Source organism: Burkholderia sp. MSMB0856 (assembly GCF_001524645.2).
In the GTDB taxonomy this organism is placed as follows: Bacteria; Pseudomonadota; Gammaproteobacteria; order Burkholderiales; family Burkholderiaceae; genus Burkholderia; species Burkholderia diffusa.
The window spans coordinates 3,402,227-3,423,785 of record NZ_CP013427.1 but is presented as its reverse complement, the minus strand read 5'-3'; the positions used below and the strand labels follow the sequence as shown (position 1 = coordinate 3,423,785).

Here is a 21,559-nt window from a genome sequence, read left to right as displayed (position 1 = left end):
CCGAAATACTCGATAGGGCCGCGCGCACGAGCGTCCGGCCGATTGCAGGAGGCAGACCCGCGGCATTGACATGCCGCGCGTCCGCCTCATCTTCATTGCATCCCGGCGGCGGCGCCAGCCGGCCGGATGGCCGATGCGGCGCGCCGCTCCACCGAATACCGAACACCATGGCTTTGCTGAACATTCTTCATTACCCCGACAAGCGGCTGCACAAGGTCGCCAAGCCCGTCGACAAGGTCGACGACCGGATCCGCAAGCTCGTCGCCGACATGGCCGAAACCATGTACGCCGCGCCGGGCATCGGCCTCGCGGCGACGCAGGTCGACGTGCACGAGCGCGTGATCGTGATCGACGTCTCCGAGGAGAAGAACGAACTGCGCGCGTTCATCAACCCCGAGATCATCTGGTCGAGCGACGTGAAACAGATCTACGAGGAGGGCTGCCTGTCGGTGCCCGGGATCTACGACGAAGTCGAGCGTCCCGACCACGTGCGTGTGCGTGCGCTCAACGAGCAGGGCGAAACCTTCGAGCTCGACTGCGAGGGCCTTCTCGCCGTGTGCGTGCAGCACGAGATGGATCACCTGATGGGTCGCGTGTTCGTCGAATACCTGTCGCCGCTGAAGCAGACCCGTATCAAGACGAAGATGAAGAAACTCGAACGCGCGATGTGACGCGCGTTTGCCCAGCCCGATCCCGAACGCTGTCATGACCCATACGTTGCGCGTGATTTTTGCCGGCACGCCGGAATTCGCCGCGGCCGCACTCGCCGCGATCCACGAGGCCGGTTTCCCGGTGCCGCTCGTGCTCACCCAGCCCGACCGCCCCGCCGGGCGCGGGATGAAACTGCAGGCGAGCGTCGTGAAGCGCTATGCCGTCGAGCACGGGATGCCCGTCGCGCAGCCGACGTCGCTGCGCCGCGCGGGCAAGTACCCGGAGGAAGCGGCCGACGCGATCGAGTTGCTGCGCGCGACACCGCACGACGTGATGGTGGTCGCCGCATACGGCCTGCTGCTGCCGCAGGAGGTGCTCGACATTCCGCGCGCCGGCTGCATCAACATCCACGCGTCGCTGCTGCCGCGCTGGCGCGGCGCCGCGCCGATTCATCGCGCGATCGAAGCCGGTGACGCCGAGACGGGCGTCACGCTGATGCAGATGGACGTCGGCCTCGACACCGGCGCGATGATCGAGGAAGCGCGCCTCACGATCGCGCCTGACGATACGACCGCGACGCTTCACGACCGGCTGGCCGCCGACGGTGCGCGCCTGATCGTCGACGCGCTCGTGCGGCTCGAGCGCGACGGCGCGCTGCCCGCCATTCCGCAGCCGGCCGACGGCGTGACCTATGCGGAAAAGATCGGCAAGCACGAAGCGGCGCTCGACTGGCGCAAGCCGGCCGACGTGCTCGCGCGCCAGGTGCGCGCGTTCGACCCGTTCCCGGGCGGCGTCGCGATGCTCGACGGCGCGGCAATCAAGCTGTGGGCGGCCGAGCCGGTGGCGGCGCGCGGCGCGATTGTCGACACGGCGCCCGGCACGATCGTCGAGGCTGCGCCGGAAGGTGTTGTCGTCGCCTGCGGCGGTGGCGGCGCGCTGCGCGTCACGCAACTGCAGAAGCCGGGCGGCAAGCGGCTGCCCGCGCGCGAATTCCTGGCCGGCTCGCCGCTCGCCGCGGGCCAGCGCTTCGCATTGCCCGACGGGCTTTGAGCGTCATTCGACCCGACATGCCGGTCATGCGCAATCGGCCGAATGGCCGAGTCGCGCGGCGCGGCAGGCGCGCGTAGAATTTCCCTGCGCTTTCCGGTTTCGAGGTTCCCATGCTTGGTATCACCCATTTCGGCTTTTTCGTGCTCGCGGTTTTCCTGCTGAACGTCACGCCCGGCCCCGATACGGCGTACATCGTCGGCCGCAGCGTCGCGCAGGGCCGTGGCGCGGGGCTGATGTCCGCGCTCGGCATCTCCGCCGGCTGCTGCGTGCATGCGCTTGCGTGCGCGTTCGGCCTGACCGCGCTGCTCGCGGCGTCGGCCGCCGCGTTCACGGTGATCAAGCTGATCGGTGCCGCTTACCTGATTTACCTCGGCGTGCGCATGATCCTCGCGAAGCAGGCCGCCGCGCCGGCAGGCGCCGAGGCGGCACGGGTCACGGCGGCGAGGCCGCTGCGCCAACTGTTCATGCAGGGTTTCTGGACCAACGTGCTGAACCCGAAGGTCGTGCTGTTCTTCGTGTCGTTCTTCCCGCAGTTCGTGTCGGCCGACAGCCCGCACAAGGCGCTGGCGTTCCTGGCGCTCGGTTCGGTGTTCGTCGTGATGAGCACGGTCTGGACCTGCATCGTCGCGTGGGTCGCGGGCAGCGTCACGCAGCACTTTTCCGGCAAGCCAGGCGTCAGGAAGTGGCTTGACCGCACGGTGGGCAGCGCCTTCGTCGGCCTCGGGTTGCGGCTCGCGGCGACGCAACGCTGAAATTGAATTTTTCCGGCAAGACCTTATCTAACAAATCACTTACAATTTTCCGCCGTGCATCGTGATGTGCGGCGGGTCCCCTGACGGATAAGGAGTGGGTATGTTCAATTGGGTCAAAACGGCGATGCTGATGGCCGCGATCACGGCCCTGTTCATCGTGATCGGCGGCATGATCGGCGGCTCGCGCGGCATGACGATCGCGCTGCTGTTCGCGCTCGGCATGAATTTCTTCTCGTACTGGTTCTCCGACAAGATGGTGCTGCGCATGTACAACGCGCAGGAAGTCGACGAGAACACGGCGCCGCAGTTCTACCGGATGGTGCGCGAACTCGCCACGCGCGCGAACCTGCCGATGCCGCGCGTCTACCTGATCAATGAGGACGCGCCGAACGCGTTCGCCACGGGCCGCAACCCCGAGCACGCGGCGGTCGCCGCGACGACGGGCATCCTGCGTGTGCTGTCCGAGCGCGAGATGCGCGGCGTGATGGCGCATGAGCTCGCGCACGTGAAGCATCGCGACATCCTGATTTCGACGATCACCGCGACGATGGCGGGCGCGATTTCGGCGCTGGCCAACTTCGCGATGTTCTTTGGCGGTCGCGATGAAAACGGCCGTCCGGCCAACCCGATCGCGGGGATTGCGGTCGCGTTGCTCGCACCGATCGCCGGTGCGCTGATCCAGATGGCGATCTCGCGCGCGCGCGAGTTCGAGGCCGACCGCGGCGGCGCGCAGATATCCGGCGATCCGCAGTCGCTCGCCACCGCGCTCGACAAGATCCATCGCTATGCGGCCGGCATCCCGTTCCAGGCGGCCGAAGCGCATCCGGCCACCGCGCAGATGATGATCATGAACCCGCTTCACGGCGGTGGTCTGCAGAATCTGTTCTCCACGCACCCGGCGACCGAGGAGCGCATCGCGCGTCTGATGGAGATGGCGCGTACCGGCCGCTTCGACTAAGTCGCGTCGCGCTCGACACGTCACCCCGCATGCCCTGCGCTGCGGGGTGTTTCATTTGTGCGCCCCGTAAAGGGGACGCATGACCTCACGCTACAATGCGCGGTTTGGAATCGCGGCGGCCACGCGGCCGCAGGGTTCCCGCCGCTCGCGGCGCCCGTTTGCCGATTTTGCTCCGATGACACGAACCCGCTCCTCCGCTCAGTCTTCCTCCGGCCGCGCCGCGCGCCTGTCCGCGCTGCATCTCGCGCCCGATTCGCTGGGCTTCGCACTCGACGCGGCCGCGCAGGCCGTCGATGCGGTGCGGCGCGGCACCGCGCTGCCGGCGGCACTGGCCGCGGTGTTCGCGCAGATGCCGGCCGGCGCGCAGGCGCTGGCGCGCGGCGCGACGCAGGACGTCGCGTACCGCACGATGCGTCGTCTCGGCAGTGCGGACTGGCTGATCGGCCGGCTCGTCAGCAAGGCGCCGCCCGCGCATGTGCATGCGGTGCTCGCCGGTGCGCTCGCGCTGATGCTCGATCCGGAGGAGGCGGCCGCGTACCCGGCATTCACGATCGTCGACCAGGCCGTGACCGTGATCGGCGCACGGCGCGAATTTGCGTTCGCGAAAGGGCTGGTCAACGCTGTGCTGCGGCGTTTCCAGCGTGAGCGCGACGCGCTCGTCGCGGCGATGCAGGATGATCCCGTCGCACGCTGGAATTACCGCACCTGGTGGGTCGATGCGGTGAAGCGTGCATGGCCGGATGCCTGGCAGGCGATTCTTGCGGCCGGCGAGCGCCAGGGGCCGCTGACGCTGCGCGTGAACGCGCGCCGCGCGACCGTCGACGCATATCTCGACACGCTGCGCGCGAGTGGAATCGACGCGACCGCGATCGGTCGCCACGCGGTGCGGCTCGCGTCGGCGCTGCCGGTCGACCGCATTCCGGGCTTCGCCGACGGCGTCGTATCGGTGCAGGATGCCGGTGCGCAGCTCGCGGCCGAATGGCTCGGTGCGCGCGACGGCATGCGCGTGCTCGATGCGTGCGCGGCACCGGGCGGCAAGACCGGACATATCCTCGAACTGGCCGACGCCGAAGTCGTTGCGCTCGAAAGCGACGCAACCCGCGCGGCGCGCATCGGCGAGAACCTCGCGCGCCTGTCGCTCGCGGCGGACGTGCGCGTCGGCGATGCGGGCGCGCCGGATGCGTGGTACGACGGCCGTCCGTTCGACCGCATCCTCGCCGACGTGCCGTGCTCGGCGTCCGGCATCGTGCGTCGTCATCCCGATATTCGCTGGCTGCGTCGCGAAGCCGACATCGCCGCGCTCGTCGCGGAGCAGCGCCGCATCCTGACGGCGTTGTGGCCGCTCGTGAAGCCGGGCGGCGAACTGCTCTACGTGACCTGTTCGATCTTCCCCGAGGAAGGTGAGTTGCAGGCTCGCTGGTTTGAAGCGGCCTGTGAAGATGCGGTACGATTGGACGCGCCCGGCCAACTGCTGCCGGGCGGCGTGCACGGCGGGGCGGCCGGCGCACTCGACCAGAACACCGATCACGACGGATTTTTCTACGCGCGGTTTCAGAAACGGTGACGATCAAACACCTTTTTCCACTTCGGCTCGCGGCCGTCCTGCTGGTCGCGTTGACGCTGTGCCTGACTGTCGTTCGGCCGGCGCGTGCCGAGTCGATCGCCGTGCAGCGCGCATCGCTGCAGGCTGACGGAAGCGGCTGGAGCCTCGATGCCCGCTTCGATTTCGAGCTGAATCCGAACCTCGAGGATGCGGTCAACAAGGGCATCCCGCTTTACTTCACGACCGACTTCGAACTGGGCCGCGCGCGCTGGTACTGGTTCGACGAGCAGCCGGTGTCGGTGTCGCAGACGATCCGCCTGTCGTTCCAGCCGCTCACGCGCGAGTACCGCGTGTCGACGGGCGGGCTGCAACTCGGCTTCCCGTCGCTGAAGGACGCGCTCGCGGTCGTCCGGCACATCACGTCGTGGCACGTGATCGACCGCAACCAGGTGCGCGCCGGCGAAACCTACACTGCCTCGGTGCGGATGCAGCTCGATACGGCGCTGATGCCGAAGCCATTCCAGGTCGACGCGGTGAACAACCGCGACTGGACGCTCGGGTCGGACTGGAAGCGCTTCACTTTCACGGTGACCGAACGTGCTAAATAAAGTGCGCCGCGCGGCCAGCGGGAAGAGCCTCCTCGTTCGCGTGATCGTCTCGACCGTCGCGCTCACGGCGCTGCTGCTGCTCGTGCTGCTCGCGGCCGCGAGCGCGAACACCGAATTCTTCGACCGCTACTACTCGTGGCTGTACGCGATGAACATCATCGTCGCGCTCGTGTTCCTGCTGGTGGTGCTCGGTCTGATCGGGATGATCGTCGTGCGCCTGAGGAAGGGCAAGTTCGGCACGCGGCTGCTCGCTAAGCTCGCGGTGTTCTTCGCGCTCGTCGGCGTGGTGCCGGGCGGGATCATCTACATCGTGTCGTATCAGTTCGTGTCGCGCAGTATCGAGTCGTGGTTCGACGTGAACGTCGAGACCGCGCTGACGGCCGGCCTGAACCTCGGCCGCGGGATGCTCGACGCGTCGCTGTCCGACCTGCAGACGAAGGCGCGGCTGATGTCGGACCAGCTCGCGAGCGTCGATGCGAACACGAACGGCACGACGCTCACGCTCTTGCGTCTGCGCGATCAGTTCGGCGTGCAGGATGCGACGATCGTCGAGCCGAGCCGCGGCGGCTCCGGCGCGGCGCCCGAGCTGCACATCGTCGCGCAGGCGTCGGGCAATTTCGCCGCGCTGATTCCGGACGACCTGCCGACGCCGCTGATGCTGAGTCAGGCGCGCGAACACGGCGCGTATGCGGCGATCGAGGGCGAGGTCGACGGCGACCCGCGCGCGCACGGCGCGAAGGGCGCGCTGCGGCTGCGCGTCGTGCGGCCGATTCCCGATGCGACGACGTCGCTGCTGCAACCGGCGGAGCGATTCCTGCAGCTCACGCAGCCGGTGCCGCCCACGCTTGCGCACAACGCCGACGCGGTGCAGCGCGCGTATCGCGAATATCAGGAAAAATCGCTCGGCCGCACCGGGCTGCGCAAGATGTACATCGGCACGCTGACGCTCGCGCTGTTCCTCGCGACCTTCATCGCGATGATGCTCGCGCTCGCGCTCGGCCAGCAGCTCGCGCGGCCGCTGTTCCTGCTCGCGCAGGGCACGAAGGAGGTCACGGAGGGCGACTACACGCCGAAGCGCGAGATCAAGTCGCGCGACGAACTCGGCTTCCTCACGCAGTCGTTCAATGCGATGACGCGCCAGCTGTCCGAGGCGCGGCAGGCGGTCGAGAAGAACCGCATCGCGCTCGAGCATTCGAAGACGTATCTCGAGAGCATCCTCGCGAACCTGACGGCCGGCGTGTTCGTGCTCGATCGCCAGTTCCGGCTGACGACGGCCAACCGCGGCGCCGAGCGGATCTTCCGGCAGCCGTTCAGCTCGATGATCGGCACGGCGCTCGACCGAATCGGCGTCGTCGCGGAATTCGGTGCGATGGTGCGCAAGGCGTTCGCCGATCGCGAAGCGGCTTCGGACGGCGGCAGCGGCGATCGCGGTCACTGGCAGCAGCAGTTCGCGATCGAGGTGCCGGGCGAAGCCGATCCGCTGACCTTGCTCGTGCGCGGCACGCGCCTCGTGTCGACGGTCGAGGGAGAGGCCGACGATCCTCAGACGTCCGGCTACGTCGTCGTGTTCGACGACATCTCCGACGTGATTTCCGCGCAGCGTTCGGTCGCATGGGGCGAGGTCGCGCGACGGCTCGCGCACGAGATCAAGAACCCGCTGACGCCGATCCAGCTGTCGGCCGAGCGGCTGCAGATGAAGCTGTCCGACAAGCTCGCACCGCCCGATGCGGACGTGCTCAAGCGCGGCGCGACGATGATCGTCAACCAGGTGGCCGCGATGAAGCGGATGGTCGACGACTTCCGCGAATATGCGCGCACGCCGCCGGCGGTGCTCGCGAACCTGCAGCTGAACGAACTGGCGAGCGAGGTGCTCGGGCTGTATGGTGTCGGCGAAGGCAAGAGCGCGATCGTCGCCGAACTCGCGCCGTCGCTGCCGGTGATTCGCGGCGACGCGACGCAACTGCGCCAGGTGATTCACAACCTGCTGCAGAACGCGCAGGATTCGGTCGCGGAAGTCGCGCATCCGCGTGTGTTGATCGAAACCAAGACAGTAGAATATGGCGATCCCGACGCCGAGGGCAAAACGCGCGTCGCGGTACGTCTTACCGTGTCCGACAACGGGCCCGGTTTTCCGGCACGCATCCTGACCCGTGCGTTCGAGCCGTACGTGACGACGAAGGCGAAGGGCACGGGGCTCGGGCTGGCCACGGTCAAGAAAATCGTCGACGAGCACGGTGCGCGGATCGATCTGCGCAATCGCATGCACGGCGAGACCGTCGAGGGTGCGCAGGTGTCGATCCTGTTCCTGCAGATGGCGAGCGATACGCCAGGCGCCGAATCCGGCGCGCAGGGCGGGACGGCTCCCGCCAAGACAAAAGCAAGTGTGCAGACAAAGGCAGCGTAAATGGCAACCATCCTGGTGGTAGATGATGAAATGGGCATCCGGGAATTGCTCTCGGAGATCCTCAGCGATGAAGGACATGTCGTCGAGGCGGCGGAGAACGCGCAGGCGGCGCGGGAATACCGCCTGAATCAGGCGCCCGATCTCGTGCTGCTCGATATCTGGATGCCCGATACCGACGGCGTCACGCTGCTCAAGGAATGGGCGGCGCAGGGCCTGTTGACGATGCCCGTGATCATGATGTCCGGGCACGCGACGATCGACACGGCCGTCGAGGCGACGAAGATCGGCGCACTCGATTTCCTCGAGAAGCCGATCGCGCTGCAGAAGCTGCTGAAGTCCGTCGAGCACGGTCTCGCGCGCGGCGCGGCACCGGTGTCCGTCAACGCGGCGGCGAAAGCCGGTATCGGGCAAGCATCGGGGCCGGCGGCCGTTGCATCCGCGGCCGCGCTGCCGACGCTCGGCGACGACATGGTCACGGCGCTCGGCCTCGTGGGCCAGACGGCCGCGATTCCGTTCGACATCCCGTTGCGCGAAGCGCGCGACGCATTCGAGCGCGCGTACTTCGAATATCACCTCGCGCGCGAGAACGGCAGCATGACGCGCGTCGCGGAGAAGACGGGCCTCGAGCGCACGCACCTCTATCGCAAGCTCAAGCAGCTCGGCGTCGAGCTCGGCAAGAAGCCGTCCGAAGGCGCCGCATAAAATATTTCGCGAAAAACACTTGCGCAAGTGATGAGGGCTGGATATACTTTCTCTTCTTCGTTGGCCCGGTAGCTCAGTTGGTAGAGCAGCGGATTGAAAATCCGCGTGTCGATGGTTCGATTCCGTCCCAGGCCACCAGCAGTTCCAACCCCAAGAATCGGAAGGTTCTTGGGGTTTTTCGTTTGTGGTGGGTTTGCGCGGCATCGGCGGCGCGCCCGGCAGCATTCGTCGGGGCGTGATAAAATCCGTGCCCGCTCAATGACTTAGCGCATCGCTTCATGCGCACGGCAGGCAGCCCGCAGGCGCCGCCGTGACGCGCGGCAACGATGCCGCGCGATGGGCGGTATAAGCGCGCCGCCGCGTTCGCGGCCGACCGCGCTGCCTATACTGGTCGAGCCGGCGCAGGCCGGCACGCGTCGGGCCGCCCGGCGGCAGCCGGCCCCGAGGCGCAGCGCGACGCGAGCCTATACATTCACGGAGTATCACGGTGATTCGGACAGACGCTAAAGACGGCGCGCTCGTGTTGTTTTCCGGCGGGCAGGACTCGGCCACGTGCGTGGCCTGGGCCCTGGAACGCTACCAGACGGTCGAGACGCTCGGCTTCGATTACGGCCAGCGCCATCGCGTCGAACTCGAATGTCGCGAAGGCGTGCGCGATGCGCTGAAGCACCGGTTTCCCGCATGGGCGGGCCGCCTCGGCGACGATCACATGATCGATCTGTCGGTGCTCGGCGCGATCAGCGATACGGCGATGACGCGTACGATCGAGATCGAGACCGCGGCGAACGGATTGCCGAACACGTTCGTGCCGGGCCGCAACCTGCTGTTCATGACGATCGCGGCCGCGATCGCCTATCGCCGCGGTCTGCGTGTGCTGGTCGGCGGGATGTGTGAGACCGATTTCTCGGGCTACCCGGACTGCCGCGACGACACGATGAAGGCGCTGCAGGTCGCGCTGAACCTCGGGATGGATACGCGCGTCGTGCTCGAGACCCCGCTGATGTGGCTGGACAAGGCGCAGACGTGGCAACTCGCCGAGCAACTCGGCGGCGAGGCGCTCGTCGAGCTGATCCGCGTCGAGACGCACACGTGCTACGTGGGCGAGCGCGCGGAGTTGCACGACTGGGGTTTCGGCTGCGGCGAATGCCCGGCCTGCAAGCTGCGCAAGCGCGGCTACGAGGCCTACCTGAAGGGCGAGCGTGTGACCGAAGCACCGCTGTGACGCGGGTGCGGCGGCAGCGCCGGATGAATAACGGATTCTGATCGACAACGAGCGGCGCGAGCCGGACGAAGCACGATGACTTACGCGGTCAAGGAAATTTTCTACACGTTGCAGGGCGAGGGCGCGAACGCGGGCCGTCCGGCCGTGTTCTGCCGGTTCGCCGGCTGCAATCTGTGGTCGGGCCGCGAAGAGGATCGTGCGGACGCCGTGTGCCGTTTCTGCGATACGGACTTCGTCGGCACCGACGGCGAGAACGGTGGCAAGTTCAAGGACGCCGAAGCACTCGTCGCGACGATCGCCGGCCTGTGGCCGGACGGCGAAGCGCATCGCTTCGTCGTCTGCACGGGCGGCGAGCCGATGCTGCAGCTCGACCAGCCGCTCGTCGACGCGCTGCATGCGGCGGGCTTCGAGATCGCGATCGAGACCAACGGCTCGCTGCCCGTGCTCGAAACGATCGACTGGATCTGCGTGAGCCCGAAGGCCGACGCGCCGCTGGTCGTCACGAAGGGCAACGAACTGAAGGTCGTGATCCCGCAGGACAACCAGCGGCTTGCCGACTACGCGAAGCTCGATTTCGAGTATTTTCTCGTGCAGCCGATGGACGGCCCGTCGCGCGATCTCAATACGAAGCTCGCGATCGACTGGTGCAAGCGGCATCCACAGTGGCGGCTGTCGATGCAGACCCACAAATATCTGAACATTCCCTGAGCCACGGCTTTTGACATCGTGCTGATTACCCGAAAACTCGAATTCGACGCGGGCCACCGCATTCCCGATCACCGCAGCCAGTGCCGGAACCTGCACGGCCATCGCTACGTGCTCGAAGTCACGCTGCGCGGCGATCTCGTCGATACCGAGGGGGCGCCCGACCGCGGCATGGTGATGGATTTCGCCGACGTGAAGGCGCTCGCGGTCGAGCACCTCGTCAACAAGTGGGATCACGCGTTCCTGGTCTACGCGCGCGACGAAGTCGTGCGCTCGTTCCTCGAGCAGATGGCCGACCACAAGACCGTCGTGATCGACCGGATCCCGACCGTCGAGAACCTCGCGGCGATCGCGTTCGACATCCTCGCGAACGTGTACGACGCGCACTACGGCGTGAACCTGCGCCTGGAACGCGTGCGCTTGTACGAAACGCCGAACTGCTGGGCCGACGTCGAACGCCAGCCCGGCCGCTGATCCTGCCTTTTCGGCAGCCTCGCCAACCGGCGCGGGCTGCCTGCCGCCGCGCCGTGCGGCCTCGTCCGGCGCCGCTCCCCGCCTGTTCCCACATTCCGCGTAACGCCGCGCTATGATCGCTGCGTGGCACCGGAAAACGCATCCGTGCGCCAGCGCGCGGCCCGCGTTGTCAGATCGGCCGCCCATGGCCGACTGACGTTCCAGGGCACGTGTTGCGCCCGCTTCGCTTGTTGCTTGTCCCGTTCGATTGCCGTTCCGTCCCGGAGGCCGTATCGATGAGCACGCTCACCAATTCCCTCAAACAACGTCTGCACGACGGCGACGAGCCGTTGTACGGCATGTGGCTGTCGCTCGGCTGCGAAACGGCCGCGGAAGCGCTCGCGCACGCCGGCTACGACTGGCTCTGCATCGACATGGAGCACGCGCCGAACGACAGCCGCGACGTCGCATCGCAACTGCGCGCGCTGGCCGCCGCGCACCTGCCGAGCGAGCCCGTCGTGCGCGTGCCGGGGCGCGAGCCGTGGCTCGTGAAGCGCGCGCTCGACGCCGGCGCGCGCACGCTGATGTTCCCGTGCATCGAGACGCCCGACGAGGCCGCGCACGCAGTGCGGCTCACGCGCTTCCCGTCGCCGGATTCCCCCGACGGGCTGCGCGGCGTGGCCGGCATGGTGCGCGCGGCGGCGTTCGGCATGCGCCGCGATTACCTGCAGACGGCGAACGCGCAGGTCGCGGTGATCGTGCAGATCGAATCGGCGCGCGGTATCGATGAAGTCGAACGGATCGCCGCGACGCCGGGTGTCGACTGCCTGTTCGTCGGCCCGGCCGATCTGGCGGCGAGCCTCGGGCATCTCGGCGACAGCCGCCACCCGGACGTCGAAACCGCGATGGCGCGCGTGCTCGCGGCCGGCAAGCAGGCCGGTGTCGCGGTCGGCATCTTCGCGAGCGATACCGCGACCGCGCGCCAGTATCGCGAGGCCGGCTACCGGATGATCACGCTGTCGGCCGACGTGAGCTGGCTGCTGCGCGCGACGCGCCAGGCGCTGCAGGAGGTGCGGTCATGAACGGCGGCGACGGCGCGAGGCCCGGCAGCGCGCGGCGTACGGCCGGCGTATGCGCGCGGATCGGCACGATGTTCGGGCTGTGGGCCGTGTGCGTCGCGGCGGTCGCGCAGAATGCGCCGCACGCGAAGCCGGACCCGGCGCGCGAGACGCAATCCGCGGTGGCCGACTACAACGCTGGCGACTATCGCGCGGCGCTGGTGCAGTTCCACGACGCGGCCGAACGCGGCGACCGGCTCGCGCAGTTTAACTACGCGATGATGCTGCTCACCGGCGTCGGCGTGACCGCGAACGTCGACGAAGGGCTGCGCTGGCTGAAGCGGGCGGCCGACGCGAACATGTCGCATGCGCAGTACGTGTACGGGCGGATGTTCGACGACGGCGAGTTCGTCGCACGCAATCCGGCCGAAGCGCACCGCTGGTTCCTGCGTGCGGCGAAGCAGGGGCACGTGCAGGCCGAGCTGTCGCTCGCGAACCAGTTTCTCGACGGGCGCGGCACGCCGCGCGACAACCGGCAGGCGTTCGCGTGGTACAAGCAGGCAGCCGACGCGGGCGAGCCGACCGCGCAGTACGTGACCGCATCGTTCTACGAGCGCGGCGGCGACGGCGTCACGCAGAACCTGAACATCGCGCGCGCGTATTACGCGGCCGCGGCCGCGCAGGGCGACGAGACAGCCGGGCTGAAATTCAAGGAGCTGAGCGCGCGCCTGAAGACGCAGGAACCGGCATCGGGCGCCGGCGCGGACCACGGGAGCCCGCGCGCGACGCCGCAGTGAGCGGGCGGCACGCATCGCATTCGACCTGCCCAAGGAAAAACGGCGCACGAGGCGCCGTTTTTTTTGTCGCAGACTGCTCTGCCGGCGACCGCGTGCCGTGCTGCGGCGTCAGCTCTTCATTAGCCGCCGCTGTCGCCCGACGCTCATGATCATCCCGATCGCGATGCCGAGCGTCGTGAGCGCGGTGCCGCCGTAGCTCATGAACGGCAAAGGCACGCCGACGACGGGCAGCACGCCGCTCACCATCCCGATGTTGACGAACGCATAGACGAAGAACGCGAGCGTGAGCGAGCCCGCGAGCAGCCGGCCGAACAGCGTCGCGCCCTGCGCGGCGATGTAGAGCCCGCGCGCGATCAGCGCCATGTAGAGCGTCAGCAGCACGAGGCCGCCTGCGAGCCCCCATTCCTCCGAGAACACCGCGAAGATGAAGTCGGTGTGTTTCTCCGGAATGAACTCGAGGTGGGCCTGCGTGCCCTTCAGATAGCCCTTGCCGAGCACGCCGCCCGAGCCGATCGCGATCACGGCCTGGATCGTGTGGAAGCCCTTGCCGAGCGGGTCGGAAGTCGGGTCGAGCAGCGTGCACACGCGGTGCTTCTGGTAGTCGTGCATCAGCGGCCACTGCACTTCGGGCTGGCAGATGCGCTCTTCGAACACGGCGATCGAGCCGACCGCGATCACGCCCGCGACGAGCACCGGCACGATCAGCTTGAACGACAGGCCGGCGAGGTAGATCACGAAGAAGCCGGCCGCGAACACGAGCAGGCCCGTGCCGAGGTCGGGCTGCTTGGCGATCAACCCGACCGGCACCATCAGGATCCCGAACGCGGCGACGAAGTCGTACCAGCGCAGGCCGCCTTCGCGGCGCTGGTAATACCACGCGAGCATCAGCGGTGTCGCGATCTTGAGGATTTCCGACGGCTGGATCACGACGCCGACGTTCAGCCAGCGCTTCGCGCCCTTCTTGGTCATCCCGAACAGCGCGACCGCGATCAGCAGCGCGACCCCGAACGAATACAGCGGGACCGCGAAGCGCATCAGCGTCGTCGGCGGAATGTTGGCGATCACCCACATCAGCACGAACGTCAGCAGGATGTTGCGCAATTGGTCCTCGACGCGGCCCGGCATGTCGATCGACGCGCTGTACAGCGTGACGATGCCGACGCACAGCAGCAGGAACACGATGAGGGCGAGCGGGCGGTCGAAGCCCGCGAACATCTGCTTGATCTTGTCGAGCCAGGCGCGCTTGTCGAATTGCATGCCTTTCTCCGTTAATGAGCGGTGCCGGCGTTCGCCGCTTTCGCGGCGGCCAGGGCACGGGAGTTGTCGTCGCGCGGCGCGGTGGCGAGCGGCTGCGCGTCGCTGGCGGGCCGGCGCGGCCGGTGCGGGCGCCGGATCGGCGGCAGGCTCGCGGGCATCGGCGCCGCGGCGCTCGCGACGGCCGGCTGCGCCGCGCTTGCCCCGGCCGCACCCGATGCATCGGGCGCCGACGCGGCCGATGCCGCATCCGCCGCGCTGGCCGCGGTCGGCACGACGGGCTGCGCAAGCGCCTTGAAGCCGGCCGCGACGGACACGGTCTTCGAGGCATCGCCGATCACCGGTGCGTTGATCGGCTCGGTCGCCGACGCAGCGGCGGCGACGGCGGCCGCCTCGTTCTCCGGTTTCTGGCGATCGACGAGGTAGAAGTCGAGCACGCGGCGCGCGATCGGGCCCGCGGCCTGCGCGCCCCAACCGCCGTTCTCGACGACCAGCGCGATGGCGATCTGCGGATGGTCGACCGGCGCGTACGCGATGAACAGCGCGTGGTCGCGCAAGTGCTCGGCGAGCAGGTGGCCCTTGTAGTTCGAGCCCTGCAGCGAGAACACCTGCGCGGTGCCGGTCTTGCCGGCCGCGAGGTACGGCGCGCCGCGGAACACCTTGTACGCAGTGCCGGACGGGTTCTCGATCACGTTCTCCATCCCGCGCTTCACGACGTCGATGTCGGCCTGCTTGAGCGGAATCGTTTCGCTTTCCTTCGGCACGGTCAGATGGCGCCCGCGCGTGATCGGATCCTCGACTTCCTTCACGAGGTGGGGCTTCATCACGACGCCGTTGTTCGCGAGCGTCGCGGTGGCGTGCGCGAGCTGCAGGATCGTGAACGAGTTGTAGCCCTGGCCGATCCCGAGGCTGATCGTCTCGCCGTCGAACCACTTCTGCTGCGCGGCCTTCTTGAACGCCTTCTTCTTCCAGTCGGTCGACGGCAGGATCCCGCGCGCCTCGCCCTGGATGTCGATGCCGGTGATCTGGCCGAAACCGAACGGCTTCATGAAGTTCGCGATCGCGTTCACGCCGAGGTCGCGCGCGAGCATGTAGAAGTAGGTGTCGTTCGACACCATGATCGCCTTGTTCATGTCGACCCAGCCCTGGCCCGAGCGCACGTCGTTGCGGAACGTGTGGCCGCCGAACGTGAAGTAGCCGGGATCCTGGAAGCCCCAGCCCGGCGAACGCTTGCCGAGCGTCAGGCCGGCCAGCGCCATGAACGGCTTGTACGTCGAGCCGGGCGGGTAGGTGCCGTGCAGCGGGCGGTTCAGGAGCGGCTTGTCGGTGGAGTTGTTCAGCTCGTCCCAGGTCTGCTGGTCGATGCCGTCGACGAACGAGTTCGGGTCGAAGCTCGGCGACGACACGAACGCGAGCACGTCGCCCGACTTCGGCTCGATCGCGACGAGCGCGCCGCGCTTGCCGGCAAACGCCTGCTCGGCGACCTGCTGCAGCCCGATGTCGAGCGACAGCACGAGGTTGTTGCCGGGCGTCGCCTGCGTGCGCGACAGCGTGCGCACGGGCCGGCCGCCGGCCGTCACCTCGACTTCCTCGAAGCCCGTGAGGCCATGCAGCTCGGTTTCGTAGCTCTGCTCGACGCCGATCTTGCCGATGTAGTCGGTGCCCTTGTAGTTGTTCGCGTCGCGACGCGGATCGTAGTGTTCCTGGTCGCTGTCGTTGTCGTCGCTGATCGCGTCGATGCGATCCTGGTCGCGCTTCGAGATGCGGCCGATGTAGCCGATCACGTGCGCGGCCGTCGTGCCGAGCGGGTATTGGCGGAACAGGCGCGCGCGCACGTCGACGCCGGGGAAGCGGAAACGCTGCGCGGTGAAGCGCGCGACTTCCGCGTCGGTGAGGCGCGTGCGGATCGGCAGGCTCTCGAAGTTCTTCGAGTCTTCCTGCAGCTTCTTGAAGCGGCGGCGGTCGCGCGCGTCGATCGGGATGATCGCGGATAGCTTGTCGATCGTGTTGTCGAGCGTGTCGTCGAGCTTCGACGGCGTGATCTCGAGCGTGTACGCCGAATAGTTCTTCGCGAGGACCACGCCGTTGCGATCGGTGATGATCCCGCGGTTCGGCACGATCGGCGCGACCGAAATGCGGTTTTCCTCGGCCTGCAGCGCGTATTTGCCGTGCTGCATCAACTGCAGGTAGAAGAAGCGGCTCGCGAGCAGCCCGAAGCAGACGAACACGAACACGCCCGCCGCCGCGACGCGCAGGCGGAACTTCGAGAGCTGCTGTTGGGTGTCGTTGAATTCGGTCATGCGGTTACGATCGGTCTGGCCCGTGCGCGGCGAGCGCGCGCGGGCGAGGCGCCGCCCCGGAGCGCGGCGCGCGGGCGTGGGGGCGGCGGGTATTCAAGGTCGGTCCGGCTCAGATGGGGCGCGTATCGTCCGGGTCAACCGGGCGGCGTTGCGGCATCAGCAGCAGGTGGCTCGCGATCGGCCACAGCGCGGCCTCGACGAAGCCGTCCACCAGATAGCGCCAGCCGGGAAACGCGGCGCCCATCACGAGGCGGATCACGAACGGCACCAACTGCGCGACGACGAGCAGCGGCGTGACGTACAGCACCTGTACGCCGATCGGCATCCACAGCACGCGGCGGTGGATCGTGATCGCGCCGTACGACAGCAGCGTATAGGCAAGCGCGTGCTCGCCGAGCAGCCCCGCGTCATGCACGTCCATCAGGATGCCGAGCGCGAACGCGACGCCCATCCCGACCTTGCGCGGCTGGTGGATGTTCCAGAACAGCAGCACGAGCGCGACGAAATCGGGCACGCCGGGCAGGCGGCCCCACGGCATCAGGTTCAGCAGGAATGCGGCGGCGAGGCTGAAGACGATGAAGTACGGGTTGACCGGCTGCAGGATGTATTGCGGGCGGTTCATCGCTGGGCTCCTGGTTGCCCGGCCGCGGGCTTCGCGGGCGCGACGGCGGGCTTGGCCGGAGCGACGGGTGCCGACGGCGCGGGTTTCGCGCCGGGCGCGGCCGCGGCGGCCGCCTTCGCGTTCGCGTCGGCCGCCTTCGCGTTCGCGTCGGCCTTTTCGGCCTTGTCGCCCTTCGCGGCGGCCTTGGCGCCCTTCTTGCCCTTCGCGTTCTTCTCGGCGGCCGGATCGGGCTCGGCCGGGCGCGGCGGGACGTCGTTCTGGTAGTGCAGCACCAGCATCTGGCGCGCGCCGCGCACGGCGGCGACCGGCGCGCAGGTCACGCGCGCGAACGCGGTATCGGCGAGCTTGTCGACGCGCACGACCTTCGCGACCGGCAGGCCCGGCGGATACACGCCGTCGAGGCCGCTCGTGACGAGTTCGTCGCCGGCGACGAGGTCCGAGCTCGTCGGCACGAAGCGCAGGTCGAGCGAGTCGCCCTTCGGCGTGCCGTAGATCACGCTGCGCAGGCCGGTGCGCAGCACCTGCACGGGAATCGCGAGATCGCGGTCGGTGATCAGCGTGACTTCGGCCTGCAGCGGGAACACGCGCGTGATCTGGCCGATCACGCCGTCCTCGCTGACGACCGGCGCGCCGTTCTGGATGCCCTGCTGAGAACCTTGCCCGATCACGATCTTCTGCGTGAACGGGTCGCTGGTGTCGTACTGGATTTCGACGGGCGTCGATTGCGTCGCGATGTGCTGCCGCAGCTCGAGCACCGCGCGCAGGTGCATGTTTTCCTGCGTGAGCACCGCGGCCTGGTTGGCCTGCGTGGACAATTGCAGGTTGCGCTTGCGCAGCGCGTCGTTCTCGTGGCGCAGCGATGCGCCCGTAACGGCGATGTCGGCCGCGCCCATGAACAGGTCACGCGGCACGAGCGCCGCGCGCTGCAGCGGGTACAGCACGGTGCCGAGCACGCCGCGGACGATTTCGAGCGTGCTGAAGCGCGCGTCCGACACGAGGAGCGCAATGGCGAGGGCGACGAAGAAGATGAGCCGCGCGAGCGCGGGCGGACCTTGCTTGAAGAGGGGCGGCGGACTGTATTCCATGGTCGGCGCCGGGCGCGTGTGATCGGTTAAATAATGCTCAGACGCGCAAACGGCGCGGCGGTTCGTTCTGAACGAGCGATCCGGCCACGCCGCGGGTGCGCCATATCAAACGGGACTGCTTAGGCGATCACTCGTACGAGAAGATGCTGCCCAGCTTGTCCATGCGCTCGAGCGCCATGCCCGAACCGCGTACGACGCAGGTGAGCGGATCTTCGGCGACGAGCACCGGCAGGCCGGTTTCTTCCGCGAGCAGGCGATCGAGGTCGCGCAGCAGCGCGCCGCCGCCCGTCAGCATCATCCCGCGCTCGGCGATGTCGGCGCCGAGTTCCGGCGGCGTCTGCTCGAGGGCGATCTTCACCGACGACACGATCTGGTTCAGCGGATCGGTCAGCGCTTCGAGGATTTCGTTGCTGGAGATCGTGAAGCTGCGCGGAATGCCTTCCGACAGGTTGCGGCCCTTCACTTCCATTTCCTTGACTTCGGAGCCCGGGAACGCGGAGCCGATTTCCTTCTTGATCGCCTCGGCGGTCTGTTCGCCGATCAGCATCCCGTAGTTGCGGCGGATGTAGTTGACGATCGCCTCGTCGAACTTGTCGCCGCCGACGCGCACCGAGCCTTTATAGACGATGCCGCCGAGCGAGATCACGCCGACTTCCGTCGTGCCGCCGCCGATGTCGACGACCATCGAGCCCGTGGCTTCCGACACCGGCAGGCCCGCGCCGATCGCGGCCGCCATCGGCTCCTCGATCAGGTAGACCTGCGACGCGCCGGCGCCGTGCGCCGCTTCCTTGATCGCGCGACGCTCGACCTGGGTCGAGCCGCACGGCACGCAGATGATGATGCGCGGCGACGGCGAGAACATGCGCGACTCGTGTGCCGTCTTGATGAACTGCTTGATCATCTGCTCGGTGACGGTGAAGTCGGCGATCACGCCGTCCTTCATCGGGCGGATCGCCTCGATGTTGCCCGGCACCTTGCCGAGCATCTGCTTGGCTTCCTTGCCGACCGCCTGGATCGTCTTCTTGCCGTTGGGGCCGCCTTCCTGACGAATCGACACGACGGACGGTTCATCGAGCACGATGCCCTTGCCGCGCATGTAGATCAGGGTGTTTGCGGTGCCGAGGTCGATCGCCAGATCGTTGGAGAAGTAGCTGCGCAAAAAACCGAACATTCAGAATCCTGTTTCGCTCTGGGCCGGCCCTGCATAGCGAACGCTGAGGGCGGCAGCGGAAAAAATAACAGCCTCGGGAAGCGTGGCGGAAGCGGCCGCCGCGGCGCACGAAGCTGCGAGTGATGTCTACCGGGGATCGCACGAAGCACGCACGGCTTGCCGAAGCGGGGCGAAACGGTGCGGGAAAAGGCTGCCGGGTTTGGGTCGAACGCGTAATGATACCTTATAATTTCACGGTATTTGAATCGAAACGGACGGTATTTTTGCCGCTTCGGCCCCGATTTTTGAGGGTGGGATCGCACCCTCCAACCCCCCGCCGCAGCGCGATTTTCGATGCGCTGCGCAGCCTTGTTTTTCCGGTGATCGCATGGCCCTGACCCTGACCGATGTGAAACGCATCGCGCACCTGGCGCGACTCGAAATGGCCGACGCCGACGCCGAGCATACGCTCGGCCAGCTCAATGAATTCTTCGGGCTCGTCGAGCAGATGCAGGCGGTCGACACCGCCGGCATCGCGCCGCTCGCCCATCCGATCGAACAGATCCAGGAAGTCGCGCAGCGCCTGCGCGACGACGCCGTGACGGAAGTCGTCAATCGCGACGACAACCAGCGTCCGGCGCCGGCCGTCCAGGACGGCCTCTATCTCGTGCCGAAGGTGATCGAGTAAGCATTCGATGACAAGCGCGCCGCCTTCGCGCCGCGCGCCACCCAGAATTCCCAGGAAAACCACTCAATGCACGCAAAAAGCCTGACCGAACTGCGCGCCGCGCTCGCCGCCAAGGAATGCTCGGCCGTCGAGCTCGCGCAGCTCTACCTGAAACGGATCGACGCGGCACGCGACCTGAACGCGTTCGTCCATGTCGACGCCGACCTCACCCTCGCGCAGGCGAAGGCCGCCGACGCCGAACTCGCGCGCGGCGCGGGCGGCGCGCTGACCGGCCTGCCGATCGCGCACAAGGACGTGTTCGTCACGCGCGGCTGGCGCTCGACCGCCGGCTCGAAGATGCTCGCGAACTACGAGAGCCCGTTCGACGCGACCGTCGTCGCCCGCCTGCAGGCCGCCGGCATGGTCACGCTCGGCAAGACCAACATGGACGAGTTCGCGATGGGCTCGTCCAACGAGAATTCGGCGTTCGGCGCCGTGAAGAACCCGTGGGACACGAACGCCGTGCCGGGCGGCAGCTCGGGTGGCAGCTCGGCGGCCGTTGCCGCGCGTCTCGCGCCGGCCGCGACCGGCACCGACACCGGCGGCTCGATCCGCCAGCCCGCGTCGTTCGCGGGCGTGACGGGCATCAAGCCGACCTACGGCCGCGTGTCGCGCTACGGGATGATCGCGTTCGCGTCGTCGCTCGACCAGGGCGGCCCGATGGCGCAAAGCGCGTCCGACTGCGCGCTGCTGCTGAACGCGATGGCCGGCTTCGACGAGCGCGACTCGACGAGCCTCGAGCGCGACGACGAAGACTTCACGCGCCACATCGGCCAGCCGTGGGCGCCGGGCAACGATGCGGGCAAGCCGCTCGCGGGCCTGCGCATCGGCCTGCCGAACGAATATTTCGGCGACGGCCTTGCGGACGACGTGCGCGCGTCGATCGACGCCGCGCTCAAGCAATACGAGGCGCTCGGCGCGACGCTTGTGCCGGTATCACTGCCGAAGACGGAACTGTCGATCCCCGTGTATTACGTGATCGCGCCGGCCGAGGCGTCGTCGAACCTGTCGCGTTTCGACGGCGTGCGCTTCGGCCACCGCGCTGCGCAGTACGGCGACCTGCTCGACATGTACAAGAAGTCGCGCGCCGAAGGCTTCGGCCCCGAGGTGAAGCGCCGTATTCTCGTCGGCACCTACGTGCTGTCGCACGGCTACTACGACGCGTACTACCTGCAGGCGCAGAAGATCCGCCGCATCATCGCGAACGATTTCCAGGAGGCGTTCAAGTCCTGCGACGTGATCATGGGCCCGGCGTCGCCGACGGTCGCATGGGATCTCGGCGCGAAGGGCGACGATCCGGTGCAGATGTATCTCGCGGATATCTACACGCTGTCGGTGAGCCTCGCAGGCCTCCCCGGCATGAGCGTGCCGTGCGGCTTCGGCGCCGGCGCGAACGCGAAGCGCCCGGTCGGTCTGCAGATCATCGGCAACTATTTCAACGAAGCCCGGATGCTGCAGGTTGCCGACGCGTTCCAGCGCGCGACCGACTGGCACAAGCAAGTTCCGGCGGGGGTGTAA

The 21,559-nt window shown here is 67.6% G+C and carries 20 protein-coding genes and 1 tRNA gene; 16 read left to right on the top strand and 5 right to left on the bottom strand.

Annotated features, from left to right (window positions below):
* Positions 1-167 precede the first annotated feature (167 nt).
* The 14 genes from def (at position 168) to WS87_RS17230 (ending at position 12,903) form a co-directional block, all read left to right on the top strand.
* Positions 168-671, top strand: a complete 504-nt coding sequence (gene def, locus WS87_RS17295) for a peptide deformylase (RefSeq protein ID WP_059607517.1) — start codon at positions 168-170, stop codon at positions 669-671.
* A 34-nt stretch (positions 672-705) separates the two neighbouring features.
* Complete coding sequence (gene fmt, locus WS87_RS17290; RefSeq protein ID WP_059819963.1) at positions 706-1,701, top strand: methionyl-tRNA formyltransferase; 996 nt, start codon at positions 706-708, stop codon at positions 1,699-1,701.
* A gap of 110 nt (positions 1,702-1,811) precedes the next feature.
* A complete protein-coding gene (locus WS87_RS17285) occupies positions 1,812-2,453 on the top strand; it encodes a LysE family translocator (RefSeq protein ID WP_059819962.1) in 642 nt (213 codons plus the stop codon).
* Between the two features lie 100 nt (positions 2,454-2,553).
* Positions 2,554-3,411, top strand: coding sequence for a zinc metalloprotease HtpX (gene htpX, locus WS87_RS17280; RefSeq protein ID WP_006485774.1), 858 nt, complete (start codon positions 2,554-2,556; stop codon positions 3,409-3,411).
* Positions 3,412-3,586: 175 nt separating this feature from the next.
* The gene (gene rsmB / locus WS87_RS17275; RefSeq protein WP_059819961.1) at positions 3,587-4,975 is read left to right on the top strand and encodes a 16S rRNA (cytosine(967)-C(5))-methyltransferase RsmB; all 1,389 of its coding nucleotides are present in this window, start codon (positions 3,587-3,589) and stop codon (positions 4,973-4,975) included.
* Positions 4,972-5,562 carry a DUF4390 domain-containing protein gene (locus WS87_RS17270; protein ID WP_044847362.1) on the top strand — a complete coding sequence of 197 codons (591 nt, stop codon included), beginning with the start codon at positions 4,972-4,974 and terminating at the stop codon, positions 5,560-5,562. The genes rsmB and WS87_RS17270 overlap by 4 nt, the downstream gene beginning before the upstream one ends.
* Positions 5,552-7,966: a sensor histidine kinase EsaS gene (gene esaS / locus WS87_RS17265; protein WP_059534923.1), complete on the top strand. Its 2,415-nt coding sequence runs from the start codon at positions 5,552-5,554 to the stop codon at positions 7,964-7,966. The genes WS87_RS17270 and esaS overlap by 11 nt, the downstream gene beginning before the upstream one ends.
* Entirely contained in the window at positions 7,967-8,668 is a 702-nt protein-coding gene (gene esaR / locus WS87_RS17260; protein ID WP_059819960.1) for a response regulator transcription factor EsaR, read from the top strand.
* Between the two features lie 62 nt (positions 8,669-8,730).
* Positions 8,731-8,806: transfer RNA gene (locus WS87_RS17255), tRNA-Phe, on the top strand.
* Positions 8,807-9,155: 349 nt separating this feature from the next.
* Positions 9,156-9,890, top strand: coding sequence for a 7-cyano-7-deazaguanine synthase QueC (queC, locus tag WS87_RS17250; RefSeq protein ID WP_059534927.1), 735 nt, complete (start codon positions 9,156-9,158; stop codon positions 9,888-9,890).
* A 75-nt stretch (positions 9,891-9,965) separates the two neighbouring features.
* A complete protein-coding gene (gene queE, locus WS87_RS17245; protein ID WP_059468636.1) occupies positions 9,966-10,598 on the top strand; it encodes a 7-carboxy-7-deazaguanine synthase in 633 nt (210 codons plus the stop codon).
* 18 nt (positions 10,599-10,616) lie between these two features.
* Complete coding sequence (gene queD, locus WS87_RS17240; RefSeq protein ID WP_014895699.1) at positions 10,617-11,069, top strand: 6-carboxytetrahydropterin synthase QueD; 453 nt, start codon at positions 10,617-10,619, stop codon at positions 11,067-11,069.
* Between the two features lie 275 nt (positions 11,070-11,344).
* Positions 11,345-12,130 (top strand): HpcH/HpaI aldolase family protein, encoded by a 786-nt coding sequence (locus tag WS87_RS17235; RefSeq protein ID WP_059819959.1) that lies wholly within the window; start codon positions 11,345-11,347, stop codon positions 12,128-12,130.
* Entirely contained in the window at positions 12,127-12,903 is a 777-nt protein-coding gene (locus WS87_RS17230) for a tetratricopeptide repeat protein (RefSeq protein WP_059819958.1), read from the top strand. The genes WS87_RS17235 and WS87_RS17230 overlap by 4 nt, the downstream gene beginning before the upstream one ends.
* A gap of 108 nt (positions 12,904-13,011) precedes the next feature.
* Here the strand turns inward: WS87_RS17230 and rodA are convergent, their stop codons facing one another.
* The 5 genes from rodA to WS87_RS17205 all read right to left on the bottom strand — a co-directional run bounded on the left by rodA (position 13,012) and on the right by WS87_RS17205 (position 19,335).
* Positions 13,012-14,160: a rod shape-determining protein RodA gene (gene rodA, locus WS87_RS17225; RefSeq protein ID WP_059819957.1), complete on the bottom strand. Its 1,149-nt coding sequence runs from the start codon at positions 14,158-14,160 to the stop codon at positions 13,012-13,014.
* An 11-nt stretch (positions 14,161-14,171) separates the two neighbouring features.
* Positions 14,172-16,457, bottom strand: a complete 2,286-nt coding sequence (gene mrdA, locus WS87_RS17220) for a penicillin-binding protein 2 (protein ID WP_059819956.1) — start codon at positions 16,455-16,457, stop codon at positions 14,172-14,174.
* A 109-nt stretch (positions 16,458-16,566) separates the two neighbouring features.
* Entirely contained in the window at positions 16,567-17,079 is a 513-nt protein-coding gene (gene mreD / locus WS87_RS17215; protein WP_009687274.1) for a rod shape-determining protein MreD, read from the bottom strand.
* On the bottom strand, positions 17,076-18,164 hold the full coding sequence (mreC, locus tag WS87_RS17210; RefSeq protein WP_059819955.1) for a rod shape-determining protein MreC: 1,089 nt from the start codon (positions 18,162-18,164) through the stop codon (positions 17,076-17,078). The genes mreD and mreC overlap by 4 nt, the downstream gene beginning before the upstream one ends.
* Positions 18,165-18,291: 127 nt before the next feature.
* A complete protein-coding gene (locus WS87_RS17205) occupies positions 18,292-19,335 on the bottom strand; it encodes a rod shape-determining protein (protein WP_004189550.1) in 1,044 nt (347 codons plus the stop codon).
* Between the two features lie 367 nt (positions 19,336-19,702).
* Here WS87_RS17205 and gatC point away from each other — a divergent pair, with 367 nt between their 5' ends.
* Both gatC and gatA read left to right on the top strand, forming a co-directional pair.
* Complete coding sequence (gene gatC, locus WS87_RS17200; protein ID WP_006407213.1) at positions 19,703-20,002, top strand: Asp-tRNA(Asn)/Glu-tRNA(Gln) amidotransferase subunit GatC; 300 nt, start codon at positions 19,703-19,705, stop codon at positions 20,000-20,002.
* 66 nt (positions 20,003-20,068) lie between these two features.
* The gene (gene gatA / locus WS87_RS17195; protein WP_059691924.1) at positions 20,069-21,559 is read left to right on the top strand and encodes an Asp-tRNA(Asn)/Glu-tRNA(Gln) amidotransferase subunit GatA; all 1,491 of its coding nucleotides are present in this window, start codon (positions 20,069-20,071) and stop codon (positions 21,557-21,559) included.

Bases quoted from the DNA above. Each gene is read 5' to 3' on its own strand.
- rodA (WP_059819957.1), bottom strand. From the start codon at position 14,160: ATGCAATTCGACAAGCGCGCCTGGCTCGACAAGATCAAGCAGATGTTC.
- mreC (WP_059819955.1), bottom strand. From the start codon at position 18,164: ATGGAATACAGTCCGCCGCCCCTCTTCAAGCAAGGTCCGCCCGCGCTC.
- rsmB (WP_059819961.1), top strand. From the start codon at position 3,587: ATGACACGAACCCGCTCCTCCGCTCAGTCTTCCTCCGGCCGCGCCGCG.
- WS87_RS17285 (WP_059819962.1), top strand. From the start codon at position 1,812: ATGCTTGGTATCACCCATTTCGGCTTTTTCGTGCTCGCGGTTTTCCTG.
- mrdA (WP_059819956.1), bottom strand. From the start codon at position 16,457: ATGACCGAATTCAACGACACCCAACAGCAGCTCTCGAAGTTCCGCCTG.
- def (WP_059607517.1), top strand. From the start codon at position 168: ATGGCTTTGCTGAACATTCTTCATTACCCCGACAAGCGGCTGCACAAG.
- gatA (WP_059691924.1), top strand. From the start codon at position 20,069: ATGCACGCAAAAAGCCTGACCGAACTGCGCGCCGCGCTCGCCGCCAAG.
- gatC (WP_006407213.1), top strand. From the start codon at position 19,703: ATGGCCCTGACCCTGACCGATGTGAAACGCATCGCGCACCTGGCGCGA.
- WS87_RS17230 (WP_059819958.1), top strand. From the start codon at position 12,127: ATGAACGGCGGCGACGGCGCGAGGCCCGGCAGCGCGCGGCGTACGGCC.
- WS87_RS17205 (WP_004189550.1), bottom strand. From the start codon at position 19,335: ATGTTCGGTTTTTTGCGCAGCTACTTCTCCAACGATCTGGCGATCGAC.
- queE (WP_059468636.1), top strand. From the start codon at position 9,966: ATGACTTACGCGGTCAAGGAAATTTTCTACACGTTGCAGGGCGAGGGC.
- htpX (WP_006485774.1), top strand. From the start codon at position 2,554: ATGTTCAATTGGGTCAAAACGGCGATGCTGATGGCCGCGATCACGGCC.
- WS87_RS17235 (WP_059819959.1), top strand. From the start codon at position 11,345: ATGAGCACGCTCACCAATTCCCTCAAACAACGTCTGCACGACGGCGAC.
- esaR (WP_059819960.1), top strand. From the start codon at position 7,967: ATGGCAACCATCCTGGTGGTAGATGATGAAATGGGCATCCGGGAATTG.
- mreD (WP_009687274.1), bottom strand. From the start codon at position 17,079: ATGAACCGCCCGCAATACATCCTGCAGCCGGTCAACCCGTACTTCATC.
- fmt (WP_059819963.1), top strand. From the start codon at position 706: ATGACCCATACGTTGCGCGTGATTTTTGCCGGCACGCCGGAATTCGCC.